We start from the raw sequence: 22,357 nt of genomic DNA on the forward strand, positions 1-22,357 counted from the left end.
ACTTTCGTTCTGATGCGCTTATCACTACTAGTAACGTTTGTTGGGTTATTTTTCCAGCTACCGGGTAGGGCTCAAACCTCCTTGTTAAATTCTTTCAGACCGGGCTCTTATGTATTGCGTTCCGACCGTAACAAGCGGTTGAACGGGCAAATGAAGCTACGAAGCAGCACTTTGTTGCTAGTGAAAGATGAGACAAACAAAACAATAAAATTAACCCCGGAAGATGTTCAATCCTTTCAGATAGAAGGCAACAAGTACACCATAGCCTACGATTTTGAGGTTCGGCAGGGGCTCATTGATGCCTTAATCGAACAGGCTTTTGTTGAGCAACTCGACAGCGGCCAAGTGGTGCTCATGCGTTATGCCTATACCATCGGCTCACCGGCTACAATGGGAGCTGGAGGTATGATGACGGGGGGGCAATCGGAGAATAACGTGTATCTGTTACGCTGGGGCCGCGGCACTTCGGTTTCTGCCATTCAAGCTAGTTGGCTGACGGGTGGCGGCACCCGTTTCCGAGAAGCATTACTACCGTACGTTAACCAACGCCCTGATTTGGTTAACCTGATTGAGAACGGTACAATTACTGTGCGTGATTTGCCAACTCTTGTAAAAGCCATTAACACTGGACAGGCATACGGCCTGTCAACTTCTTCCCGCAACTAGCTTCTTCCATGTCCCGCATTCTTACCGGCATTCAGAGCACCGGCCGCCCGCACCTGGGCAACCTGCTCGGCGCCATTCTTCCGGCCATTGAACTCTCCAAAAGCACAGCCAACGAGAGCCTGCTGTTCATTGCCGATTTGCACTCCCTTACCACCGTCCGCGACGCCGAACTGCTGCGCCAGAACACCTACGCCGTGGCCGCCTCCTGGCTGGCTTGCGGCTTCGATACGGACAAGAACCTGTTCTACCGCCAGTCGGATGTGCCGCAGGTAACGGAGCTGGCCTGGTACCTGAGCTGCTTCACGCCCTTCCCCATGCTGGCCAACGCCCACTCGTTCAAGGATAAGTCCGATAGGCTTTCCGACGTGAATGCGGGCTTGTTTACCTATCCGGTGCTGATGGCGGCCGATATTCTGCTCTACGACGCGGAAATCGTGCCCGTGGGCAAAGACCAGGTGCAGCACCTGGAAATTGCCCGCGACATTGCCTCGGCCTTCAACAACCGCTACGGCGAAACCTTTGTGCTACCCCAGTCGCGGGTGGACGAGCAAATCCAGACCATTCCCGGCCTTGATGGGCAGAAGATGAGCAAGAGCTACGGCAACATCATCGACATTTTCCTGGATGATAAGGCCCTGCTCAAAAACATCAAGCTCATTGTATCGGACAGCACCCCGCTGGAAGCTCCCAAGAACCCCGATACCGATACTACGTTCAAGCTGTTTTCCTTACTGGCCACACCCGAGCAAACCGCCGAAATGCGCCAGAATTACCTGAACGGCGGCTACGGCTACGGCCATGCCAAACAGGCCTTATTTGAGGTAATTCGGAGCCGTTTTGCCCAAGAGCGGGAGCAGTTCAACTTCTACATGAACAACCTGCCCGAGGTGGACCGCAAGCTAGCCGAAGGTGCTGCCAAAGCCCAGGCCTACGGTAGCACCGTACTCAACAAAGTGCGGGAAAAAGTAGGTTACCAAAAGCGGTAGAAACCGGTCATCCTGAGCAGCGCGAAGGACCTTACCACGCCCGAACGAGTCGTTATTACGATTGTCGTTTCTGCGTGATAAGGTCCTTCGCGCTGCTCAGGATGACAGGCTTACTTTACTATTTCACCATCTCACCTAGAGCGTGTGGACAGTAAGCAAGCCTACATAACGCCACGTCATGCCGAGCATGTGGCGCCTTGAGCCGGAGGCGAAGCATCTCGCGTGTTGACGTTGCAAGGGTAAATCAACGTCAGCACGCGAGATGCTTCGTCCCTGGCTCAAGGCGCCACATGCTCTGCATGACGTTCCACTTGGTAGTAAGCAGCGTTAGTATCCACACAGCCTAATAGGGTAGCCCGTCAATGGACTGGTGCCGTAGCTCGTGGTAGAAGCTGAAGCCCACTTTGCTGCCCCGGCTGACCTGCTGATTTTCCAGTTTCTGCTTTACCGAAATCTTTTGAATATCGGTGAGCGGAGGAGCAATCAGGTCGTTGTTGACGGCGGCAATCATGGCGCTTTCCACGAAGAGCTTAAGGCTGTCCTCGGTCACGGGGTTGTCCGACATGTCGTTGTCAGGTAGTTCCAGTTGCTGCACCCCTTCCAGGAAGTAGTGGTTATCAATGTTGATGAGCAGGCGACCCACCAGGTAACCCGGGTCATTCATGCGCTGGTACTTGATGCTGTCGGCCATGAAGTTGTAGGCCATGATGTGCCCGAAAAAGCGCCGCCGGAAGTCATTTTCCACGTATTTCGTATCCATGGGCCCGTAATCGTCGGGGAAGGTAACGATGTTGGAGTGCAGCACAAACACCAGCAGGTCGCCGCTGAAACGGATGTGAAACTCCATGTCGTTTATCGGGCGATACTCAATCACAACCGTTGAATCGACGGGCGTGATGCGGCGGCTCAATTCCACTACCAGCTCCTGCGACACTTTGCGCAGCAGGTCGAAAGTGGCCAGGGTGTTGCGGTAAATGGCCTGCTTGGCGGACGATTTCTGCTTCAGCCCCTCAAATATCAGGTCCAGCCGGTCGGCGGGGGAAGGTGCGGGTTCACCGGGCGCGTTGGGGGGCAGGTTATCGGTATTGGGGGTGCTGGCGGTAGGAGCGGCAGACGCAGCAGGGGTGGTGGCAGGCGCGGCGGCAGGAGTAGTGGCAGCCAAAGGAGCCCCGGGCGTACCGTCGTCGGTTTGAGGCAAGGTGGCGGGCGAAGTGTGCGGCATTATCAGTGGGAGTAAGTAGGCCTGGTATGGAGTGCCTAACCAAGCCCAGATTCAACAAAATACCATGCCGTAGCACAGTTCCGGAATCCTGTACCTACGCAAACTAGCGGCCCCATAGTTTCGACCGGCCCCCATCCAGCCGCCCCAAAGCGCCGTCAGCGGGCCTCTTCGTTGCGCTCAGCTACGCTGGTTTGCCGGCTGGGTTGGAAGTTCTGGTGGAGCTAGCAGGTGCGCGGCAACCGGCCAGGCAGTACTCCGAAAAGCTACCGTGCGCAGCCCTGGCCACGCAACGGAAGCGGTGGCGGGCAGCAACATGGCCTGGGCCGCGGGCTGCGCCAGCGCCTCCCCCACCGTGCGCACCGCCCCAGCCGGCACGGCCCGCTGCTCTAGCTCCGCTAGCAGGCTGGAGGCAGGCAGTTCGGCAATGCGCTGGCGCAGCAGTTCTTCCAGTTGGGTGCGGTGCGCAACCCGGTCGGGGTTGCGGCAGAAACGAGGGTCTTCCGCCCACTGGGGCCGCTCCAGCACTGCGCATAGTTGCTGAAACTGCCGGTCGGAGCCCACGGCTAGGAGCAGTTGTGCCCCGTCTTGGGCGGTGTACACCGTGCCGTAGGGCACAATGCTGGGGTGGCCGGAGCCTAGGGGTTGAGGAGTATGGCCCGTAACCAGGTATGTAGCCGCTTGGTTGGCCAAAGACGCCAAGGCACTATCCAGTAGGCTCACTTCAATAAGCGCACCGTGGCCGGTTCGCTCCCGCCGAAACAGAGCCGTCAGCAGGCCTTCTTTAAGCTGGTGAGCCGTGAGCAAGTCGATGAGGGCAACGGGCATTTTCTGGGGCTCCTGACCGGGGCCTGATGCGTTGAGGTGCATGAACCCGGTTTCGGCCTGGAGTACGGCATCATAACCGGCGCGGCCGGCAGCGGGGCCGTAGCCGGTGATATGACCGTAAATCAGGCGCGGGTTCAGACCCGAGAGCGTGGCATAGTCGGCCTGCAGCTTCTCGGCGTCGCCGGGCTTGTAGGAAGTCAGCACGATATCGGCAGTGGCGGCCAGCTGGTGCAGCGTGGCGCGGCCGGCAGCAGTGGTTAGGTCGAGCACCTGGCTGCGCTTACCCCAGTTGGCACTGCTGAAATAAGCCGTAATGGTGCTGTTCGGGTCCTCGGCGGCGGTGCGCCAGGTGCGGGTTACGTCGCCAGCGGGCGGTTCCAGCTTAAGAACTTCGGCCCCCAACTCGGCCAGAAACTGCCCCACCTGGGGGCCAGCCAGCACCGAGGCCAGCTCCAGCACGCGCAGGCCGGCTAAGGGAAGGTCAGCAGGGAAACTCACGGAGGTATCAGCAGCTATATGCACGGCGCGAAGTAAGCGCCTTCCGTCGAATGCACCACCTGCGCATTGGGTAACGAGGGTACTACGGCCGGTTACTCTACCCGGCCGGCCCGCGCAAACACCGGAAAACTTACTTCCCGCTCCCCTGGGCCCCACAGCTGCGTCAGCTCGTCGGCAATGAGCAACACCGGGTCCTGCGGGTGCTGCTTCTGGTAATTGGCCACGCTCGACCAAGTGCGCAGGTAGTTAAGCAGCCACTCCACCGACCACTGCCGCCGTACTGCAAAGCGGGCCGTTTGTACCCCAGCAAACGGAAACGGCAGGCGGGCATACTCATCTACAATGTGCCAGCGGTTATCATCCCAGTAAGGGCGCATGGTGTCGTCGTGGAACTGCCGCACCAGCGGGTCAATTTCGGGGCTGATGGTGAGCAGGTTATAGCCCCACTCGGCCAGTACGCCGCCCGGCCGGAGCACGCGGCGCACCTCGGCGTTGAAGGCCGCCATATCAAACCAATGCACGGCCTGGGCCACGGTTATCAGGTCGAAGCTGGCAGCCGCAAACGGGGTACGCTCGGCGCTGGCCGTCTGATAGCGGATGTTGGGCAGCTGCGGAGCCTGGGCTAGTTGGGCGGTGCTGATGTCGGTGGCTTCTACCTCGGCGAAATGCCCGGCCAGCACGGCCGCCACCTGCCCGTTGCCGGTGGCGCAGTCCCAGGCGCGGGTGCGGCCGGCTACCTGGGGCAGCAGCCACTGGTAGAGCTCGGCGGGGTAGTCGATGCGGTAGCGGGCGTACAAATCCGCCTGAGTGGAAAATCGGTCGAGCGTGGCCATTGTTTGATTTTGATTGTTTGCTGGAAGACAGCCCGTTATTCCGAGCTTGTCGAGGAATCTCACGTACTGACGTTGCAATACCATTCAGACATCAGCACGCGAGATTCCTCGACAAGCTCGGAATGACGTTCTTGACTAACTATTCTAACGTTCATTTACCTGGTAACAGCTAAAAAGCCATGTCCTCTCCCATCCAAACCGGTCTGCTGGCCTTCGGTATGTCGGGCCGCATTTTCCACGCGCCGTTTGTGCAGGCCCATGCCGGCTTTCAGTTGCGGGCCGTGGTGGAGCGCAGCCGCAAACAGGCCCAGCAGCACTACCCTACCGTCATCAGCTACGACAGCGTGGCCGAGCTATTGGCTGATGAGGAGCTGGAGCTGGTCATCATCAACACGCCCAACGACACCCACTTTGCCCTCGCCAAACGAGCCTTGCAGGCCGGTAAGCACGTGCTCATCGAAAAGCCCGTAGCTACCACCGTAGCCGAGCTGGATGAGCTGCTGACCCTGGCTGCCGCCCAGAACCGGCACGTACTGGCCTACCAGAACCGCCGCTGGGACTCCGATTTTCAGCTGGTGCGCCAAGTAGTGGCAAGCGGGCAGCTGGGGGAGTTGACGGAAGTTCACTTTCGCTTCGACCGGTACAAAGCCGCCCTCAACACCAAGACGTTCAAGGAAGACCCGGCCGTGCCCGGCAGCGGCCTCAGCTTCGACCTGGGCCCGCACGTACTCGACCAAGCTTTGAGCCTGTTTGGTCAACCCGAACGGGCGCATCTCACCCGGGCCAGCCACCGCCCCGGCTCCCGCGTGGACGACTATTTCCACGCCCATTTGCAGTACCCACGGGGCCTGAACGTGTTTGTGACAGGCAGCCTGCTCACGGCCGCGCCGGTGCCGGCTTATGTGCTGCACGGCACCCTGGGCTCCTTCCAGAAAAGCCGCGCCGACGTCCAGGAAACCCAGCTCGACCAAGGACTGCCGCCCACCGCTTCCGAGTATGGCCTGGAGCCGGCTGCCGCCGCTGGCACGCTTACGGTGGTGCCCGCCCCCGGTCAGATTCAAGTCAGCAGCTTACCCGCGTCCACTGGCAATTACCTCGGTTTGTTTGAGGCGGTGTTCCAGACGCTGCGCAACGGGCAGCCCTACCCCATCCGGGCGAAGGAACTGCGCTGGCAGCTGGAAATTCTGGAGGGTAGAGGCTAGAAAGAGCGTCATTCCGAGCAAAGCGAGGAATCTTGCGTGCTGACGTTGAATCAGGATTACAACGTCAGCATGCGAGATTCCTCGCTCCGCTCGGAATGACGCTCTGGTTTCACTCTCTCAACCTCCACGGCACGCAAATCCCTCTATCTTTGTTGCTATTCAAACAGCGGTTTGCTGACCGAAAAGCAGGGTCAGCCATCAATCAATCTAAAAACACAGCTGCACCTTGACGTTTCACGAGTTTAACCTGCACGATGACCTGCTAGCGGGCATTGATGCCATGAATTACCTGAATGCCACCCCTATTCAGGAACAAGCCATTCCCCGCATTCTGGAAGGCAAAGATTTGATTGCCTGTGCCCAGACCGGCACCGGCAAAACGGCGGCCTACCTGCTGCCTCTCATCGACAAGATTTCCCACGCTAAGCACGGCACCACCTCCACCCTCATTCTGGTGCCCACCCGCGAGCTAGCCACCCAAATTGACGAGCAGGTAACCGGCTTCGGCTACTTCGTGGAAGCCAGCTCCATTGCCATCTACGGCGGGGGCAAAAGTGAGGGTTGGGAGCAGCAGAAGCGCGCCCTCACCTCCGGTGCCGATATCATCATTGCCACGCCCGGTCGCCTTATTGCCCACATGCAAATGGGCTACGTGAAGTTTGAGGACCTGAAGTATCTGGTGCTGGATGAAGCCGATAAGATGATGGACATGGGTTTCTCCGATGACATCCTCAACATTGTGCGCCAGCTGCCCAAGGAGCGCCAGACGCTGCTGTTCTCGGCCACCATGCCCAGCAAAATCCGCGACTTTTCCCAGCAGCTGCTCAAGAGCCCCGAGGAAATCCGTCTGGCCGTATCCAAGCCCGCCGCCGGCATCGACCAGCAGTTCTACATGGCCTTCGACCGCCAGAAGATTTACCTGCTGGAGCACATCATCAAAACCCAGGATGTGCAGAGCATGGTACTATTCACGAGCCAGAAAGCGGCCGTGGGCGGTATTGTACGGGCTATCAACAAGCTGGGCATTGAAGCCCGGGGCATCAGTTCCGACCGCACCCAGGAGGAGCGGGAGGAAATCATGCGCGCCTTCAAAAACAAGCAATTTCCCATCTTGGTAGCCACCGACGTACTTAGCCGCGGCATTGATATTGACAGTCTCAGCCACGTGGTGAACTACGATATTCCCCGTGCTGCCGAGGATTACGTGCACCGGATTGGCCGCACAGCTCGGGCTGCTACCAAAGGCACGGCCATCACCTTCATTTCGGACCAAGATCAGGATCGGGTACTCAAAATTGAGAAGCTGATTGAACGGGAAGTAGAGAAGCAAAGCATCACTGAGGCCATGGGCTTGGGCGAAGCCCCGGAGTTTGACCCCAAACGCTTCAGCGGCCTGCGCGGCAAAATCGGTGGCCGGCCCGAGCGGGGCGGCCGTAGCAGCGGTTCCGGCGGTGGTGGCCGTGACCGTGGCCCCCGCTCCGAAGGTGGCAGCCGCAGCGGCGGTGGCCGCGACGGAGCCCGCCCCAACCGCGGCGACGGCAAACCCGACGCCGACCAGCAGGCTCGCATTGCCCGCGCTGCCGCTGCCCTGGCGGCCCTGGATGCCGGCCAGGCACCCGCCCAGCCCTATCAGCGCCCGCCCCGCGAAGACCGGCCCGAAGGCAGCGAAAGCCGCCCCCGCCGCGAACCACGGGAGCCGCGTGCCCCACGCTCGGAAGGCGAAGCCCGGCCGCCCCGAGAGCCGCGGGAACCCCGCGCCCCGCGCCCCGAGGGCGAAACCGCTGCTCCCCGGGCCGAAGGCGACAAGCCGGAAGGCCAGCGCCGCCGCAAGCGGGGCGGCCGTAACCGCTCCGCCCGTGGCCCCCGCCCCGAGGGTAGCGCACCAGAAGCGGCAGCCACTACCGTACCAGCTGCCCCCAGCGCGGAGTAATTTCCTGTCATAAACCCACTGCGCCCCGACTGCCTGAGTAGCCGGGGCGCAGTGGGTTTATGGCCTTACCGCGCGGCAGAAAAGGCGGGGTTACCAGTTTATCGGCGCAGCCAACTGCCAAATCTACTTCAACAAGCCAGCTATTTATCGAGAGCTTAACGCATTCCCGGTTACTCATGAAATCATCCGTTGCTCCTATCATTGTATTTGTTACGGGAGCCGTCGTTACATCGGCTTGCTGGGACAACTGGAAGTTCTTTTTTGAAGAGCAGGGCTACGCATGCCACGCGCCCACCTGGCCCGGTAAGGAAGCCCCGGCAGCGGCGCTGCGGGCCCAACACCCGCACTCCCCCATCGCCCAAAATAGCCTGTCCGATGTGCTGCGGGTGTACACCGATTTTATTGCGCAGCTGCCCGCTAAGCCCATTGTTATCGGGCACTCGTTTGGGGGGCTCATCGTGCAATTGCTATTGCAGCAGGGCACAGTGGCGGCGGGCGTGGCTATTGAGTCGGCACCGCCGCTAGGGGTGGTGGTGCCTAGCTGGACGCTGGTGCGGGCGGTGCTGCCGATGCTAGGGCTATTCTCGTCGCTGCAAACCACTTTTCTGCCCACGTTTGCGCAGTGGCAGTACGCCATTGCCAACGGCATGCCCCAATCCGACCAGCAGGCATTTTACGATCGGCTGGCCGCGCCGGAGTCAAAAAGAACCATTCGCGGAGCCCTCAGCCGGCAGGCCCGCGTCGATTTTCGGCGTCCCCACGCGCCGCTGCTGTTTCTGGCCGGCGGCGCTGACCGGATTATGCCCGCCGCCCTCAATCGTGCGAACTACCGCCGCTACCGCCACCCCGGCTCCATCACCGAGTACCATGAACTGCCCGGCCGCAACCACGCTATGCTCGGCCAAACAACCTGGCGCGAAGATGCGGAGCTGGTACACCGCTGGCTGATTAAGCTACCTAGTTGATAGCGCATAGCATTAGTATAGTCTAGAGTTCTATGAATCCAGATGACTGCACAGGATTCAATTCGATAGCCACTACTGCTATATCCGTATTGAGTAAGTAGACAAGTACCAAAATTTATGACGAGCACTACAGCAGGGCTATTCCATACCACTGTATTCTCCTGATTCATCTAGCTGCATGAATGCATCAATCTGCTCATCCGATGCTCTCCACTCCTCACCTTTCATTTCATATATGTAAGCAAGGCCGCATAATTCTATTGTAGAGTAACCTATCAATTGCACACCATCCTTTTCAGCAACCCACCAATCCTGCTCCCTATTAAAGTGAACCTGATACCCTTTTTCCTCCAGCACATAGAAAGCTGGTGCAAGAACATTACTGGCAGCGGATAATCCTGACATGATCTTCTTGATTACAGTACTTGCCCTAGCCCAAACAGCAGCGTAAATACCAGCGTGGTAAGCGCCATCTGCTTCAGCAGCGGGTCCAGTTGCATGCTGTCCTGGCGCTGCCATACGGCGGCGGCGTTGCGGGCCAGCAAGGGGCCCGAAAGCAGGAACAGCCACTGCCAGGGTGAGTGGTAGGTGAGCACCACGTAGAGCACGGCGCACACCAGCCCGGCCGTAAGCAGCACCACGTGGTACACGCGGGCCCGCTGGGGGCCCAGCCGCACCGGAATGGTGATTTTGCCGGCCAGTTCATCGGAGCGGATGTCGCGGATGTTGTTTACGTTCAGCACGGCCGTGGCAAAGCAGCCCAGCGCGGCAGCGGGCAGCAACACCGGCAGCGGCAGGTTGCCGGCCTGCAGGAAATACGTACCGCACACGCCCACCATCCCGAAGAAAATAAACACCGACAGGTCGCCGAGGCCGGCGTAGCCGTAGGGTTTAGAGCCAGCGGTGTAATTCACAGCAGCCCAAATGGCCGACAGCCCCAGCACGAAAAACGCGGCCGTCACCCACACCGCCACCGCGCCCAACGCCACCCACAGCAGCGCCACCCCACTCACGAGCGACAACGCCCCGAACAGGCCCATGCCCCGCTTCATCTGCTCCGGGCTGATGGCCCCGCTTTGCACGGCCCGTTGCGGCCCCTCGCGGTGCACACTGTCGGCGCCGTTCTGGGAGTCACCGTAGTCGTTGGCCAGGTTGCTCAGGATTTGCAGCAGAACGGTGGTGAGGGCCGCCAGCCCTACTACGCTGCCCCGAAACTGCCCATTGCTGGCCGCCAGAAAGCCCCCAGCCATGATGCTGGCCAAAGCCAACGGCAGTGTGCGGGGCCGGAAGGCCGAAATCCAGGCTTTGGCGGGGCTAGCGGGGGCCGGAGCGGCCGGAGAAGACGTTGCCATATAGATAAAGTTGATCCGTTGGAATGAGGCGTAGGCCAGTAGCGCGCACTGAGTAGTTCGCGCCCCGGGCCACCAAGACGCTGCGAACGGCGCGGGGACGCGAACTACTCAGTGCGCGCTACTTCCAGGGCCGCAATACGGGCAGCCGTCAGCTCCCGGAAATGCGCCACTACCACATCGGCGTGGCTCAGATCCTGCAGCGGGGAATGCTCACTGCTGTAGCCGATGCAGAAAATGCCGGCCGCTTTGGCGGCCGTAACACCGTTGCTGGAATCTTCAATCACTACGCACTGCTGCTTAGGAGCCTCCGACAAGCTGGCGGCATGCTCGAAAATAGCCGGGTCGGGTTTGGACCGGGGAAAATCTTCCCCACTTACCAAGTGGGAGAAATAGGGCCCCAGGGCAAACCGCCGCATCACCCGGTCGATAGTAGATTTGGACGCGGAGGAAGCCAGAATCAGCTGCATCTGGTGCTGGTGCAGGTCCTTGATGAGGGTGCGCACACCGTCGAGCAGGTCCAGGTCCGGCTTTTCATCGAAGGCGCGGTTGAAGAAGTCCCGCTTGGCCAACACCAACTCTTCCACTTCCGGCCCCAGACCGTGCTTGTCCTTGAGAAACTGATACACATTTTTGGTGGAGCGGCCCGTGAAGGTAGCGTACTCATCAGCCGGCACCTCAATACCCAGCTCCTCAAAATGCCGGTAGTAGGCGTAGCGGTGCACGGGCTCCGTATCGACGATAACGCCGTCCATGTCAAATATTACGGTGCGAACCATGCGGGCAGAAGTTGATTTCGGGTGCGAAGGTAGCGCCCTACACACAAGTAGCGCGCAACCGGGGCTGCGCGCTACTTCACTTAGTGCTGTGGGTACTGGCAACTACACTGTGGTTACCGGTTTCTTACTTCAGAATAGCGGCCACCAGCTCCTCGCTCATGGGCTTCACCTTGGAAGGGTAAAAAGCCACTACCTGGCCTTTCTCATTCACCAGGTATTTGCAGAAATTCCAGGAAGGTGCGTCGCCCACGGCTCCGTTCTTCGTTTTATCGGCCAAGAACTTATAAAGCGGGGCAGCATCGTCGCCTTTCACCGACACTTTGCCGAATAGCGGGAAGGTTACGCCGTAGTTTTTCTCGCAGAACAGGGAAATCTGCTCGTTGGTCCCGGGCTCCTGGCCCCCGAAGTTGTTGGCGGGAAAGCCCAGCACCGTCACCTTGTCGCCGTGCTTTTTGTACAGCTCTTCCAGCTCCTTGTACTGCGGGGTATAGCCGCACTCGGAGGCCGTATTCACGATGAGCAGTTTTTTGCCCTTGTACTGGCTCAGCTTCACGTTCTTACCGTCAATGGTTTGCACGGTGTAGTCGTACACGGTACCGGGAGCGGCGGCAGTTTCGGAGGTCATGGCCGGAGTGGAGGGGTGGGTGGGAAGATTGGCGTAGCCGGTGGCAACCAGAGCGCCCAATAGCACAAAAGCTTTCATGGAGGTCAGCGTAAAAAGAGGGGAAATTTCAGTGGAAAACCGACAGACATACGCAATGTTCGGGCCAGCGGCTTTCGGTCCAACAAGGTACGTCCACTACGGGCTTCTGCACCGCTACTAAATCCGGCAATGCCAAAAATCTGTACATTTGCCCCTGCCGCGTCCTCATTCCGCGGCTGATCTGCCCATGCGTAAGACTCTTCGTTCGGTCATTACCGGAACAGGCAGCTACCTCCCCTCGCAAATCATTAAAAACGAAGTATTCATCAATTCCTCGTTTTATGATGCGGCCGGTGCCCCACTCCTGAAGGCCGGCAGTGAGATAGTACAGCAGTTTGCCAACATCACCGATATTCAGGAGCGGCGCTACGCCGCCGACAATCAAGTAGCTTCCGACCTGGCTTTCCTGGCCGCCCAGGATGCCCTGCACTCCAGCCATACTGACCCCGAAACCCTGGACTACATTCTGGTAGCCCATAACTTCGGCGACGTAGCCCTGGACAACCGCCGCTCCGATTTCGTACCCACGCTGGCGGCCCGCGTCAAGCACAAGCTGGGCATTGAGAATCCCAGCTGCGTAGCCTACGACCTGCCTTTTGGTTGCCCCGGCTGGCTACAGGGCGTCATTCAGGCCGATTACTACCTGCGCTCCGGGGATGCTAAACGGGTGCTGGTGGTTGGGGCCGAAACCCTCTCGCGGGTGTGCGACCCCCACGACCGGGACAGCATGATTTACGCCGACGGGGCCGGAGCCATCATCCTGGAAGCCCAGGAAACCGATGTGCCCACGGGTATTCTGGCCCACGGCACCCGCTCCGATACCGTGCAGGCAGCCCACCTCCTGCGCATGGACAAGTCGTTTAATCCGGCCTACGAGGGCGCGGAGCTGTTCCTGAAAATGGAGGGCCGCAAGCTCTACGAGTACGCGCTGAAAACCGTGCCCCAGGCTATCAAAGACACGCTGGATAAAGCTGGCCTGCCCATTACGGCCATGCGCAAACTGCTTATCCACCAGGCCAATGGCAAAATGGACGAGGCCATTCTCAAGCGCCTCTACGCCCTTTATGATGACGCCCCCATTCCGGCCGGCGTCATGCCCATGACGATTTCCTGGCTGGGTAACTCCTCGGTAGCCACCCTCCCTACCCTGCTGGACCTGATGCTGAAAGGCCAACTGCCCGACAACGACCTGCAACCCGGCGACATCATCGTATTTGCCTCCGTGGGCGCCGGCATGAACTGCAACGCCGTGGTATACCAGATGTGAAATGGTGAAATGGTGAAGTGGTGAGTGGGATGTTCAACTTGCGCGTGTAGCGTCAGCCGAACGTCCCACTCACCATTTCACCATTTCACCACTTACGTAGTGCGAGGGGTGAGCCACTTTTCGAGGCTGACGGGCTGGTAGGCCAGCATGGCGTCCAGCATGCCGTGGGGTTCGGGGTGGCTCAGGAGCTGGTTGCGGTTTTCGCGGCGGAGTAGGCCTTCGTCGGCCATATGGTCGAGGGCGCGGAGCAGGTGGTCGTAGTAGCCGGCCACGTTGAGCACGCCGATGGGCTTGCGGTGCAAGCCGAGCTGGCCCCAGGTCAGCACTTCAAACAACTCCTCCAGGGTGCCGTAGCCGCCGGGCATGGCCACAAAGCCCTCCGCCAGGTCGGCCATCATCAGCTTCCGCTCGTGCATGCTTTTCACCAGGTGTAATTCGGTGAGGCCGGTGTGGGCCAGCTCCTTATCGGCCAGAAAATCGGGGATGACGCCAATGGCCCGGCCCCCGTGCTGCATCACGGCGTCGGCTACGGCCCCCATCAGGCCTACGCGGCCCCCGCCGTACACCAGCGTGAAATCCCGCTCGGCCAGGGCGCGGCCCATCGCCTGGGCCTGCTGGGTGAACAACTCGTTGGTGCCGCTGCTGGCACCGCAATACACGGCTACGCTTTTCATAAGCAAACTGGACTCGGCCTAGCCTCGTCCGTAGTTAGTGACAAAAGAAAAAACAGCAGCAACGCCAACTGCTGGCGTTGCTGCTGCCCTACAACAAATTATAACCGTCCTGCTGAGCGAAGGCAGAGCCGTAGCATCTCTGCATCATTACACTACCACGGCAAACGTCAGCACGCGAGATTCCTCGCGCTGCTCGGAATGACGTGCCAACGAAGCGGTAGAGATGCTTCGGCAAGCTCAGCAGGACGTTCTGAGGGGGGACAAGCCCCACGCCGCGCTTTCCTTACATCCGCTCGGGCACCTGGATGCCCAACAGGCCCAGGCTAGCCTTGATGGTACGGCCGGTTTGGGCCGACAGTGCCACGTAAAACGAGCGGCTGATTTCGTTGGGCTCCGTGAAGATTTTGATGTCGGTGTAGAAACGGTTGTAAGCGCGGGCCACGTCGTAGGCATACTGGGCCACCACAGCGGGCGAGAACGTACGGGCAGCTTCCTGCACTACGGCTGCGTAGCGGCCTAGCTCCTGCACCATTTCGCGGGCGGCGGCGGGCAGGGCCGGTAACGTGCTCAGGTCGGTTTGCTGGCTGATGCCCATTTCGGTGGCCTTGCGTAGGATGGCGGCAATGCGGGCGTGGCTGTACTGAATAAACGGGCCCGTATCGCCTTCCAGCTTCACCGATTCCTCGGGGTTGAAAAGCATGCGCTTCTTGGGGTCTACCTTCAGCAGGTAATACTTGAGCGCGCCCAGACCCAGCATGTGGTAGAGTTGAGCCAGCTCATCCTCGCTCAGGCCTTCAGTTTTACCTTTTTCGAGGGTGGCGGCCTGGGCAGCATCTACTACTTCGCGCACTAGCTCGTCGGCATCTACCACGGTGCCTTCGCGGCTTTTCATCTTGCCCGAGGGCAGGTCCACCATGCCGTAGCTGAGGTGGTAGATGGCGTCGGCGTAGGGCTTACCCAGCTTCTGGAGCACCGCCCGCAGCACCTGCATGTGGTAGTTCTGCTCGTCGGCAATAACGTACACGCTCAGGTCGTAGCCAAAATCCTGGTACTTCAGCTCGGCCGTACCCAGGTCCTGGGTAATGTATACCGAGGTGCCGTCGGCGCGGAGCAGCAGCTTTTCATCGAGGCCTTCCTCCTTGAGGTCCACCCACACCGAGCCGTCCTCTTTCCGGAAGAACACGCCCTTCTGCAGGCCTTCCTCCACCCGCTCCTTGCCCAGCAGGTAGGTACCGGATTCGTAGTAATACTTGTCGAAATCGACGCCGATGTTGGTGTAGGTGGCGTCAAAGCCCTCGTACACCCAGCCGTTCATCTGCTTCCAGAGGCTTACCACTTCCTCGTCGCCGGCTTCCCAGGCGCGCAGCATGTCCTGAGCCTCCAGCATCATGGGGGCCTGGCGCTTGGCTACGTCGGGCAGTACGCCTTCAGCTTCCAGCTGGCGCACCTGCTCGCGGTAGTGCTTCTCAAACAGCACGTAGTACTTGCCGGCCAGGTGGTCGCCTTTGATACCGGCGCTCTGCGGGGTTTCGCCCTGCCCATACTGCTGGTAGGCCAGCATGGACTTGCAGATGTGAATACCCCGGTCGTTTACCAGGTTGGCCTTGGTAACGGTGGCTCCGGTAGCTTTCAGAATCTCGGCCACCGAGTAGCCCAGGAAGTTGTTGCGCAGGTGGCCCAGGTGCAGGGGCTTATTGGTGTTGGGCGAGGAATACTCTACCACCACGTTCTGGGGGCCGCCGGTGGACACAGGCGCGCCGGCCGGCGTCTGGCGCAGCTGCTCGAAGGCCTTCACCCACTCGGCATCGGCAATTTCCAGGTTCAGGAAGCCTTTTACCACGTTGTAGCCGCTCACTAGGGGTGAGTTAGCCACCAGCCATTCGCCCAGGGCCTGCCCAATCTGCTCGGGACCTTTGCCCAGGGTTTTGGTGAAGGGGAACGTAACAAGCGTGAACTGGCCGGCAAACTCCTTGCGGGTGGGCTGCAGGCCGAGTTGGGTGGCGGGCACCTCCGCGCCGAATACCTGTTGAATAGCGGCGCCAAGGGCCGTTTTGAGGGTGTGTTCGAGTTGTTGCACGAGAAAAGCGAAACGCTTAAAAGGGAAGCCGCCGCAGCGGCTTCGGGAGGAAATAGTGGGGTAGCCAGACGAGCAGGGCGTAAGCAGCAGCCAGAGCAGGCGGTAGCACCCGTTACCCAGGTGCCAATGCCCAGTTCCGGCCGATGGTTACGCCGGGAGTCGTCGTTGCCGAAGCCAATACCTCAATACCATACATACTTGCGCCGCCACTAGAAAGGCAGGCTACTGCTGCAAAGGTAAAAACATGCGCCGGAAGCCGCCCGAAAAAGTGTGGCTACCCCAAACCGGTAATGCCAAGTCCCCAATCTGAGCTTTGCCCATTTCCTCCCCACTAGCGGCCCAAAAGGCGGCAACCCCACTAACGACCGTCGGTGGGGCTGCAATCCAGCAAGAGGGTTGGGCTTAGCCTTTCCACCCAACTACTGTACCGGCCGCACCACAATGTCAACCCGCTTGGGTTGGTTGTTCGTCACCACAGGATAGGCCTCGTCGTGCAGGTACAGCAGCCGGCCGCCATCGGTAATACGCGCCTGCACGGTGTAGCGGCTGCCCGGCGCAATACGGGCGGGGTCGTAGTGCAGCACAAAGCCGAACGGTACCTGCCGGCCGTTGGGCCGGATGGTAACGGAATCAAGTACCGTAGCGGCCACGTCCTGCAAGGCCACATCCTGGAGCACCACACGCACCAGGGCCGTGGGCGACAGGGCCATGCGGTTGCGGTAGGTGATGGTGCCCGTCACAGAATCGGTGGCGGCTGGCCCGGAAACAGGGCCCGACGAAGCGTCCGGCCCTGCCGGGGTAGACGGGGCGGTAGAGCAGGCAACCAGCAAGGCAGGCAGGCTCAGGGCCAGATAGCGCAGCGTTTTCATAGCGAAATATCAAGGATGAATGCGCAATAAACGGCTATTGCGCATTCATCCTTGCCCGGGCGGTGGCTACCGGCTCACCACTTCCTCCAGCCGCAGCCGGTTCTGGATGGCATCGGTGGCGGCTTCCAGAATATCGAAGGCGTTGGTGGCCATGGTGTTCATGTTATCGAGGGTAGGATTAATTTCCACCATCTCGAAGCACACCACCCGGTCGTTATCCAGCAAAGCGCGGCACAGGCTGATGGCTTCCTCCACGTTCAGGCCGTCCACCACGGGCGTGCCGGTGCCTTTGCTGAAGCGCGAATCCAGCGAATCCACGTCGAAGCTCACGTACACCAGGTCGCAGAAGCGAAGCCGCTCGTACACTTCCCGGGCTACCTGGCGGGTGCCTTTGGCCTTCACCTCGTCCAGCTTGTAATTCTTGATGCCTAGGCGCTCAATAATGGCGTCTTCCTCGTGCTCGGTGTCGCGCACTACAATGTACACCAGATGCTCGGGGGCGAGTTTGGCACCTGGCTCACCCAGGTTCTTGAGCTTCTGCCAGAAAAATTCGGTTTCGGGCTCGGGCTGGTTGCGCTGACATTCGCGGTTATCATCACCCAGCGAAATGGCCAGCGGCATGCCGTGCATGTTGCCCGAGGGCGTGGTATAGGGCGAGTGAATATCGGCGTGGGCATCTACCCACACCACGCCCAGCGTTTTGTGCGGGTAGGCCGCCTTGATGCCGGCAATGGTGCCGGCCGCGTTGCTATGGTCGCCGGCTAATACCAGCGGGAACTCCCCGAAGCGCAGGGTTTGCTCCACGGTGCTGGCAATACCCTTTTGCACCGTGTAAATAGAATCGATGTGCTTGGCCTTCGGAAAGTGGTTTTTCTCGAAGAGCACGTGGTTCAGGTCCGGAATGGCCACGGAGTTGAACCGGCGGAAGTAGTCGGAGCCCTTGTTGAGGCAGGCTACTTTGAGGGCATCAATGCCCAGGCTGGCGCCACGGGTGCCGGCTCCGAGTTCGGAGCGGACCTCCAGAAGCTTAATGCGTCGCATATTACATTGGCAGAAAAAGGGTTAGGTGGTTTAGATGCTTGCCGATTGAGCGGGTGGGGTTCCTCTCAGGCTTGACGCGCGCGGACCTTCCGGCGCAACCAACGAACAAAGCACAACCAAAACCCCGCAGGCGGGGTATCTTTGCCCACGCAAGTTCGGCAAAAGGATTGCGAAGAAAAAGAACGTCATGCTGAGCTTGCCGAAGCATCTCTACTGAGGGCAATCAATTACTACTGCAACGAAGCGGTAGAGATGCTTCGGCAAGCTCAGCATGACGTTCTTGCCTCCAACTTCTCCCCTACACATTCCTTCAATGGATACCTACCACTCCCTGATTTCCCAAACGTTCGACTTTCCCACGGACGAGTTTCGCGTGGAAAACGACGAGCTGCGCTTCCACGACATCGACCTGATGGCCCTGGTGGAAAAGCACGGCACCCCGTTGCGCATTGCCTACCTGCCCAAAATCAGCACCCAGATTCAGCGGGCCCAGGAGTGGTTCCGGACGGGTATTGAGCAGACCGGCTACCAGGGCAAATACTCCTACGCCTATTGCACCAAGGCCTCGCACTTCAGCTTTGTGGTGGAAGAAGCCCTGAAAAACGGCGTCCACATCGAAACTTCCTCCTGGTTCGATACCAACATCATCCGGGCCATGCACGCCAAGGGCCGGGTGCAGAAGGACACGTTTATCATCTGCAACGGCTTCAAAACCGAGGAGTACAAGTACGAAATCACGCGCCTCATCAACGACGGCTTCGTGAACTGCATGCCCATCCTCGACTCGCCCAACGAGGTGGATTATTACCACGACAACGTGCGCGAGAAGTGCAACGTGGGCATGCGTCTGGCCTCCGACGAGGAGCCCCGTTTCCAGTTCTACACTTCCCGCCTGGGCATTCGCTACGCCGATGCCATTCCGCTTTGGGAGCAGAAAATCAAGAACGACCCGCGCTTCGAGCTGACGATGCTGCACTACTTCATCAACACCGGCATCAAGGACACCAGCTACTACTGGTCGGAGCTAAGCCGGTTTGTGCATAAGTACTGCGAACTGCGCAAGGTGTGCCCCACCCTCACCACCATTGATATCGGCGGCGGCCTGCCCATCCAAACCAGCATCCAGAAGGAGTACGACTATCCATACATGATTGCCGAAGTGCTGCGGACCATCAAGCGCATCTGCGAGGAAGAGGGCGTGCCGGAGCCGGATATTTTCACCGAATTCGGCATCTTCACGGTGGGCGAATCGGGCGCGACCATCTACAGCATTCTGGATGAGAAGCTGCAGAACGACAAGGAGTTGTGGTACATGATTGATGGCTCGTTCATCACCAACCTGCCGGATACCTGGGCTCTGAACCAGCGCTTCATCATGCTGGCCCTCAACAACTGGAACCGCGGCTACAAGAAAATCCAGTTGGGCGGCCTCACCTGCGACTCCCAGGACTATTACAACGCCGAAAAGCACATTTATCAGGTGTTTCTGCCAGAGCGCAAGCCTGCTACCGACACCAAGCCGCTGTACGTGGGCTTCTTCCACACCGGCGCTTACCAGGAAAGCCTCTCGGGCTACGGTGGCGTGAAGCACTGCCTCATCCCGGCTCCCAAAATGGTTATTCTGGACCGGGACGCCGACGGCAACCTCACCGACCGGGTATTTGCCGAAGAGCAAACCGCCGACTCCATGATGCGGATCCTAGGCTACCAGTCCTAATTCGTGCTCCTACTCAGCCAGAACGAACTCCCGGGGGCAGTGCTTCGGGGAGTTTGTTCTTTTAGGAGCGGGTTGCACACGGGCGGGAGTTCCCGTACCTTTACCCACGTACCCCCAAACAGCCGGGCCCAGCCCGCTCACATTTTACTCCGTATGAAAAAAGTACTACTCCTGGCGTGTGTGGCCGGCCTTGGGCTGAGCTCTTGCAACAAAAAGTCTCAGTGCCCCGCTTACTCAAGCACTAAAGATGCAGCACGGGTATCCTCTACTATCGTAGCCCAGCATAGCAGCGCGCCCATCGAGCGGCAGTAGTACTAGTTTATAGCTGGCGTACGTCAGCAAAGTATCTAGCGGCCTTTTCTCTCATCGGGAAAAGGCCGTTTGCATTTAACCCACATCAAACTATTGGGGCAGCCTACACAATTTTTCCCGTAAAGGAATCGTTAAAAGACAAAAGGGGTTCTTACTTCTGAAGGGCTTGTGTTAGAAAGCCGACCACGCTTTTTGTCTTTTACCATGAAAAAACTTTTCCTCTGGGGCAGCATCCTGGTATTGGGTGCCTCCTCCTGCCGTAATCAATGCCCGGCCTACTCGGCTACCAAATCAGCCAATCGGGTAGCGGCGCCAGTTACGGCCAGTGCGGCGTCGCCTGCACAACACTACTAGTTCTGTTCTTCTTTCACGTTTCATCAACGGGCGCGGCTTCTCTGGCAGAAGTTGCGCCCGGTGTGTTAGTGGCCGGCTGGCTCCGTTGCCAGAATCAGGTTGGTGGCGGCGCGTAGGTCGGCTACGTGGGGTTGGTAGCCAGCTTGCGCCTCCGGCCCCACCAGAATACCCCGCACGCCCACGCGGTGCCCGGCTTCCATATCGCGCAGCCGGTCACCTACCATCCAGCACCGGGCCGCATCCAGCTGGAAACGGGCCAGGGCTTTCTCCAGCATCAACGAACCGGGCTTGCGCGAGAGGGATTCTGAAACGCTGGGGTGACCGGGGGCAAAGTAGAACGCGTCAATTAGCCCGCCGGCGGCCACTTGCAGCTTGTGGTGGCAGGCCTGCACATGGGCCGCCGTGTATAGGCCCTTGGCAATGCCGGCCTGGTTGGTTACTACCACCAAGTAAAAACCTGCCGCTTTCAGCCGGGCTAAACTTTCGGGGACGCCGTCCAGCACCACAAATTTTTCCAGCTCCCATACATATTCTCCTATTTCCATATTGAGTACTCCGTCGCGGTCCAGAAATACGGCTTTGTTCATGTGCGTTGCGGGTTGAAGCAGTGGGTGGGCAAAGGTAACGGAGATGGGCGCGCTACCCGCCTGCCGCCCGTGCGCCAGGCGCCCGTTGCGGAGCCAGGAAATCAGCCCAGCACCTGCAGAAGCCCCGAATGGCCGTACCTTTGCCCGCTCATATCATCTCTCCTCTCCAATGGCAATTGCAATTCTGGGTGGCGGCATTTCGGGCCTTACGCTGGCTTGGCACTTGCAGCACGCCGGCCTCGACTATGACTTATTCGAAGCCAATGCCCGGCCCGGCGGCACTATTCGCTCGGAGCAGCGCGACGGGTATTTGGTGGAAACCGGACCCAACTCCCTGCAGCTTTCCGAGGAGTTGCGGGAGCTGCTGGAGGGCTTGGGCCTGAGTGGGCAGGTGCAGGAGGCGGCGGCCGTTAGCCAAAACCGCTACGTGCTGCGCCAGGGCCGCTACCAGAAGCTGCCGGCCTCGCCCCCGGCTCTGCTTACCAGCTCCTTCTTCAGTCTGAAAACGCGTTTGAACTTTGTACGGGAGATGTTTCGGCCAGCTCAGCCCGTTGATTCGCAGGAAACCCTTGCCCACTTCTTCAGCCGGCGGTTTGGGCCGGAGGTGGTAGAGTATGCGCTTAATCCGTTCATTTCGGGCATTTACGCCGGCGACCCGGCCCGCTTACTGCTGCACAAAACCTTCCCCCAACTGGCCGCTCTGGAGCAGCAGTACGGCTCGGTAGTGAAGGGCCTGATGAAGACTAAAAACCCCGCCGGCCGTCGCCGCATTATTTCCCTGGCCGGGGGCCTGCAAACCCTCACGGCTACGCTGGCCAGTAAGCTGCGGCGGGCCCATTTCGGGCAGGCGGCCACGCACCTGCACCACCGCGCCGATGATGGCCGCTGGGAGCTGGAAACCACTGCCGGCCCCGCCCCTCGCCTCTACCACCACGTAGTGCTGGCCCTGCCGGCTTACGCGGCGGCTCCGCTGCTACAGGAGCAGTTTCCGGCGGTTGCGGCAGCCCTCAACCAGGTGCAGCACCCGCCCATGACGGCCATTTATACGGCCTACCACCGCGCCGATGTGGGACACCCGCTGGATGGTTTCGGGGCGCTCAACCCCAAAGCAGAGCAGCCCTACGCGGCCGGCAGCATCTGGACCAGCTCCATCTTCCCCGACCGGGCCCCGGCCGGGCAGGTGCTGTTTACCACCTTTGTGGGGGGCAGCCAGTACGAGGAACACGCCCGCCAGCCCGAAGCGGCGCAAAAAGCCGCCGTGCACGAGGAGTTGAGCCGCCTGTACGCAGTGCGGGCCGGAGCCGAGCCAGTGTGGCAGTATCGTTACTATTGGGACAAGGCCATTCCGCAGTTTGACGCCCACATTGGGCCGGCCCACGCCGCCGCGGATGCACTGGCGGCGCAGGGCCTACACGTGGCGGCCAACTGGCGGTCCGGCGTGGGCGTGCCCGACTGCGTGCGGCAGGCCCGGCAGCTCGCCGCTACGCTGGCCGGGCGGTAG

21 protein-coding genes are annotated in these 22,357 nt (G+C 59.8%); 9 read left to right on the forward strand and 12 right to left on the reverse strand.

Going from position 1 to position 22,357, the window contains the following annotated elements:
- Nucleotides 1-12 precede the first annotated feature (12 nt).
- A complete protein-coding gene (locus tag ABIB60_RS17785) occupies nt 13-666 on the forward strand; it encodes a hypothetical protein (protein ID WP_354581827.1) in 654 nt (217 codons plus the stop codon).
- Nucleotides 667-674: 8 nt separating this feature from the next.
- Nucleotides 675-1,652: a tryptophan--tRNA ligase gene (trpS, locus tag ABIB60_RS17790; RefSeq protein ID WP_354581828.1), complete on the forward strand. Its 978-nt coding sequence runs from the start codon at nt 675-677 to the stop codon at nt 1,650-1,652.
- A gap of 343 nt (nt 1,653-1,995) precedes the next feature.
- On the opposite strand, the gene ABIB60_RS17795 is transcribed toward trpS, so the two are convergent.
- The 3 genes from ABIB60_RS17795 to ABIB60_RS17805 form a co-directional block, all read right to left on the reverse strand.
- The gene (locus ABIB60_RS17795; RefSeq protein ID WP_354581829.1) at nt 1,996-2,874 is read right to left on the reverse strand and encodes a hypothetical protein; all 879 of its coding nucleotides are present in this window, start codon (nt 2,872-2,874) and stop codon (nt 1,996-1,998) included.
- A gap of 177 nt (nt 2,875-3,051) precedes the next feature.
- Nucleotides 3,052-4,221, reverse strand: a complete 1,170-nt coding sequence (locus ABIB60_RS17800; RefSeq protein ID WP_354581830.1) for a CaiB/BaiF CoA transferase family protein — start codon at nt 4,219-4,221, stop codon at nt 3,052-3,054.
- Nucleotides 4,222-4,289: 68 nt separating this feature from the next.
- Nucleotides 4,290-5,030 (reverse strand): class I SAM-dependent methyltransferase, encoded by a 741-nt coding sequence (locus tag ABIB60_RS17805; RefSeq protein WP_354581831.1) that lies wholly within the window; start codon nt 5,028-5,030, stop codon nt 4,290-4,292.
- 179 nt (nt 5,031-5,209) lie between these two features.
- Between ABIB60_RS17805 and ABIB60_RS17810 the strand changes: the two genes are divergently transcribed.
- From ABIB60_RS17810 to ABIB60_RS17820, 3 genes are all read left to right on the forward strand, one after another.
- Nucleotides 5,210-6,232, forward strand: coding sequence for a Gfo/Idh/MocA family oxidoreductase (locus tag ABIB60_RS17810; protein WP_354581832.1), 1,023 nt, complete (start codon nt 5,210-5,212; stop codon nt 6,230-6,232).
- 280 nt (nt 6,233-6,512) lie between these two features.
- Nucleotides 6,513-8,162: a DEAD/DEAH box helicase gene (locus ABIB60_RS17815; protein ID WP_354581862.1), complete on the forward strand. Its 1,650-nt coding sequence runs from the start codon at nt 6,513-6,515 to the stop codon at nt 8,160-8,162.
- Nucleotides 8,163-8,338: 176 nt separating this feature from the next.
- Nucleotides 8,339-9,127, forward strand: coding sequence for an alpha/beta hydrolase (locus ABIB60_RS17820; protein WP_354581833.1), 789 nt, complete (start codon nt 8,339-8,341; stop codon nt 9,125-9,127).
- Between the two features lie 138 nt (nt 9,128-9,265).
- On the opposite strand, the gene ABIB60_RS17825 is transcribed toward ABIB60_RS17820, so the two are convergent.
- The 4 genes from ABIB60_RS17825 to ABIB60_RS17840 all read right to left on the reverse strand — a co-directional run bounded on the left by ABIB60_RS17825 (nt 9,266) and on the right by ABIB60_RS17840 (nt 11,958).
- Nucleotides 9,266-9,532 carry a hypothetical protein gene (locus tag ABIB60_RS17825; protein ID WP_354581834.1) on the reverse strand — a complete coding sequence of 89 codons (267 nt, stop codon included), beginning with the start codon at nt 9,530-9,532 and terminating at the stop codon, nt 9,266-9,268.
- An 11-nt stretch (nt 9,533-9,543) separates the two neighbouring features.
- Nucleotides 9,544-10,479 (reverse strand): 1,4-dihydroxy-2-naphthoate polyprenyltransferase, encoded by a 936-nt coding sequence (locus ABIB60_RS17830; protein ID WP_354581835.1) that lies wholly within the window; start codon nt 10,477-10,479, stop codon nt 9,544-9,546.
- A 104-nt stretch (nt 10,480-10,583) separates the two neighbouring features.
- Complete coding sequence (locus tag ABIB60_RS17835; RefSeq protein ID WP_354581836.1) at nt 10,584-11,255, reverse strand: HAD family hydrolase; 672 nt, start codon at nt 11,253-11,255, stop codon at nt 10,584-10,586.
- 124 nt (nt 11,256-11,379) lie between these two features.
- Nucleotides 11,380-11,958 carry a glutathione peroxidase gene (locus ABIB60_RS17840; protein WP_354581837.1) on the reverse strand — a complete coding sequence of 193 codons (579 nt, stop codon included), beginning with the start codon at nt 11,956-11,958 and terminating at the stop codon, nt 11,380-11,382.
- 187 nt (nt 11,959-12,145) lie between these two features.
- Between ABIB60_RS17840 and ABIB60_RS17845 the strand changes: the two genes are divergently transcribed.
- Nucleotides 12,146-13,225: a 3-oxoacyl-ACP synthase III family protein gene (locus tag ABIB60_RS17845; protein ID WP_354581838.1), complete on the forward strand. Its 1,080-nt coding sequence runs from the start codon at nt 12,146-12,148 to the stop codon at nt 13,223-13,225.
- A gap of 92 nt (nt 13,226-13,317) precedes the next feature.
- On the opposite strand, the gene ABIB60_RS17850 is transcribed toward ABIB60_RS17845, so the two are convergent.
- The 4 genes from ABIB60_RS17850 to rocF all read right to left on the reverse strand — a co-directional run bounded on the left by ABIB60_RS17850 (nt 13,318) and on the right by rocF (nt 17,886).
- A complete protein-coding gene (locus ABIB60_RS17850) occupies nt 13,318-13,899 on the reverse strand; it encodes an LOG family protein (protein ID WP_354581839.1) in 582 nt (193 codons plus the stop codon).
- 283 nt (nt 13,900-14,182) lie between these two features.
- The gene (argS, locus tag ABIB60_RS17855) at nt 14,183-15,976 is read right to left on the reverse strand and encodes an arginine--tRNA ligase (RefSeq protein WP_354581840.1); all 1,794 of its coding nucleotides are present in this window, start codon (nt 15,974-15,976) and stop codon (nt 14,183-14,185) included.
- 419 nt (nt 15,977-16,395) lie between these two features.
- Nucleotides 16,396-16,845: a YbaY family lipoprotein gene (locus ABIB60_RS17860; protein ID WP_354581841.1), complete on the reverse strand. Its 450-nt coding sequence runs from the start codon at nt 16,843-16,845 to the stop codon at nt 16,396-16,398.
- A gap of 66 nt (nt 16,846-16,911) precedes the next feature.
- Nucleotides 16,912-17,886 carry an arginase gene (gene rocF, locus ABIB60_RS17865; RefSeq protein WP_354581842.1) on the reverse strand — a complete coding sequence of 325 codons (975 nt, stop codon included), beginning with the start codon at nt 17,884-17,886 and terminating at the stop codon, nt 16,912-16,914.
- A 313-nt stretch (nt 17,887-18,199) separates the two neighbouring features.
- Between rocF and ABIB60_RS17870 the strand changes: the two genes are divergently transcribed.
- Both ABIB60_RS17870 and ABIB60_RS17875 read left to right on the forward strand, forming a co-directional pair.
- Nucleotides 18,200-19,603 (forward strand): type III PLP-dependent enzyme domain-containing protein, encoded by a 1,404-nt coding sequence (locus ABIB60_RS17870; RefSeq protein ID WP_354581843.1) that lies wholly within the window; start codon nt 18,200-18,202, stop codon nt 19,601-19,603.
- Between the two features lie 516 nt (nt 19,604-20,119).
- Nucleotides 20,120-20,269, forward strand: coding sequence for a hypothetical protein (locus ABIB60_RS17875; RefSeq protein ID WP_354581844.1), 150 nt, complete (start codon nt 20,120-20,122; stop codon nt 20,267-20,269).
- Nucleotides 20,270-20,334: 65 nt separating this feature from the next.
- On the opposite strand, the gene ABIB60_RS17880 is transcribed toward ABIB60_RS17875, so the two are convergent.
- Complete coding sequence (locus ABIB60_RS17880) at nt 20,335-20,856, reverse strand: D-glycero-alpha-D-manno-heptose-1,7-bisphosphate 7-phosphatase (RefSeq protein WP_354581845.1); 522 nt, start codon at nt 20,854-20,856, stop codon at nt 20,335-20,337.
- A gap of 169 nt (nt 20,857-21,025) precedes the next feature.
- Here ABIB60_RS17880 and hemG point away from each other — a divergent pair, with 169 nt between their 5' ends.
- Complete coding sequence (hemG, locus tag ABIB60_RS17885) at nt 21,026-22,357, forward strand: protoporphyrinogen oxidase (RefSeq protein ID WP_354581846.1); 1,332 nt, start codon at nt 21,026-21,028, stop codon at nt 22,355-22,357.

Origin of the sequence: Hymenobacter sp. UYP22 (assembly GCF_040547285.1) — a bacterium.
Lineage (GTDB): Bacteria > Bacteroidota > Bacteroidia > Cytophagales > Hymenobacteraceae > Hymenobacter.

Excerpts from the sequence above, each read along its gene's own strand:
- ABIB60_RS17785 (WP_354581827.1), top strand. The coding sequence starts at position 13 with ATGCGCTTATCACTACTAGTAACGTTTGTTGGGTTATTTTTCCAGCTA.
- trpS (WP_354581828.1), top strand. The coding sequence starts at position 675 with ATGTCCCGCATTCTTACCGGCATTCAGAGCACCGGCCGCCCGCACCTG.
- ABIB60_RS17795 (WP_354581829.1), bottom strand. The coding sequence starts at position 2,874 with ATGCCGCACACTTCGCCCGCCACCTTGCCTCAAACCGACGACGGTACG.
- ABIB60_RS17805 (WP_354581831.1), bottom strand. The coding sequence starts at position 5,030 with ATGGCCACGCTCGACCGATTTTCCACTCAGGCGGATTTGTACGCCCGC.
- ABIB60_RS17810 (WP_354581832.1), top strand. The coding sequence starts at position 5,210 with ATGTCCTCTCCCATCCAAACCGGTCTGCTGGCCTTCGGTATGTCGGGC.
- ABIB60_RS17815 (WP_354581862.1), top strand. The coding sequence starts at position 6,513 with ATGAATTACCTGAATGCCACCCCTATTCAGGAACAAGCCATTCCCCGC.
- ABIB60_RS17820 (WP_354581833.1), top strand. The coding sequence starts at position 8,339 with ATGAAATCATCCGTTGCTCCTATCATTGTATTTGTTACGGGAGCCGTC.
- ABIB60_RS17825 (WP_354581834.1), bottom strand. The coding sequence starts at position 9,532 with ATGTCAGGATTATCCGCTGCCAGTAATGTTCTTGCACCAGCTTTCTAT.
- ABIB60_RS17830 (WP_354581835.1), bottom strand. The coding sequence starts at position 10,479 with ATGGCAACGTCTTCTCCGGCCGCTCCGGCCCCCGCTAGCCCCGCCAAA.
- ABIB60_RS17835 (WP_354581836.1), bottom strand. The coding sequence starts at position 11,255 with ATGGTTCGCACCGTAATATTTGACATGGACGGCGTTATCGTCGATACG.
- ABIB60_RS17840 (WP_354581837.1), bottom strand. The coding sequence starts at position 11,958 with ATGAAAGCTTTTGTGCTATTGGGCGCTCTGGTTGCCACCGGCTACGCC.
- ABIB60_RS17845 (WP_354581838.1), top strand. The coding sequence starts at position 12,146 with ATGCGTAAGACTCTTCGTTCGGTCATTACCGGAACAGGCAGCTACCTC.
- ABIB60_RS17850 (WP_354581839.1), bottom strand. The coding sequence starts at position 13,899 with ATGAAAAGCGTAGCCGTGTATTGCGGTGCCAGCAGCGGCACCAACGAG.
- ABIB60_RS17860 (WP_354581841.1), bottom strand. The coding sequence starts at position 16,845 with ATGAAAACGCTGCGCTATCTGGCCCTGAGCCTGCCTGCCTTGCTGGTT.
- rocF (WP_354581842.1), bottom strand. The coding sequence starts at position 17,886 with ATGCGACGCATTAAGCTTCTGGAGGTCCGCTCCGAACTCGGAGCCGGC.
- ABIB60_RS17870 (WP_354581843.1), top strand. The coding sequence starts at position 18,200 with ATGGATACCTACCACTCCCTGATTTCCCAAACGTTCGACTTTCCCACG.
- ABIB60_RS17875 (WP_354581844.1), top strand. The coding sequence starts at position 20,120 with ATGAAAAAACTTTTCCTCTGGGGCAGCATCCTGGTATTGGGTGCCTCC.
- ABIB60_RS17880 (WP_354581845.1), bottom strand. The coding sequence starts at position 20,856 with ATGAACAAAGCCGTATTTCTGGACCGCGACGGAGTACTCAATATGGAA.
- hemG (WP_354581846.1), top strand. The coding sequence starts at position 21,026 with ATGGCAATTGCAATTCTGGGTGGCGGCATTTCGGGCCTTACGCTGGCT.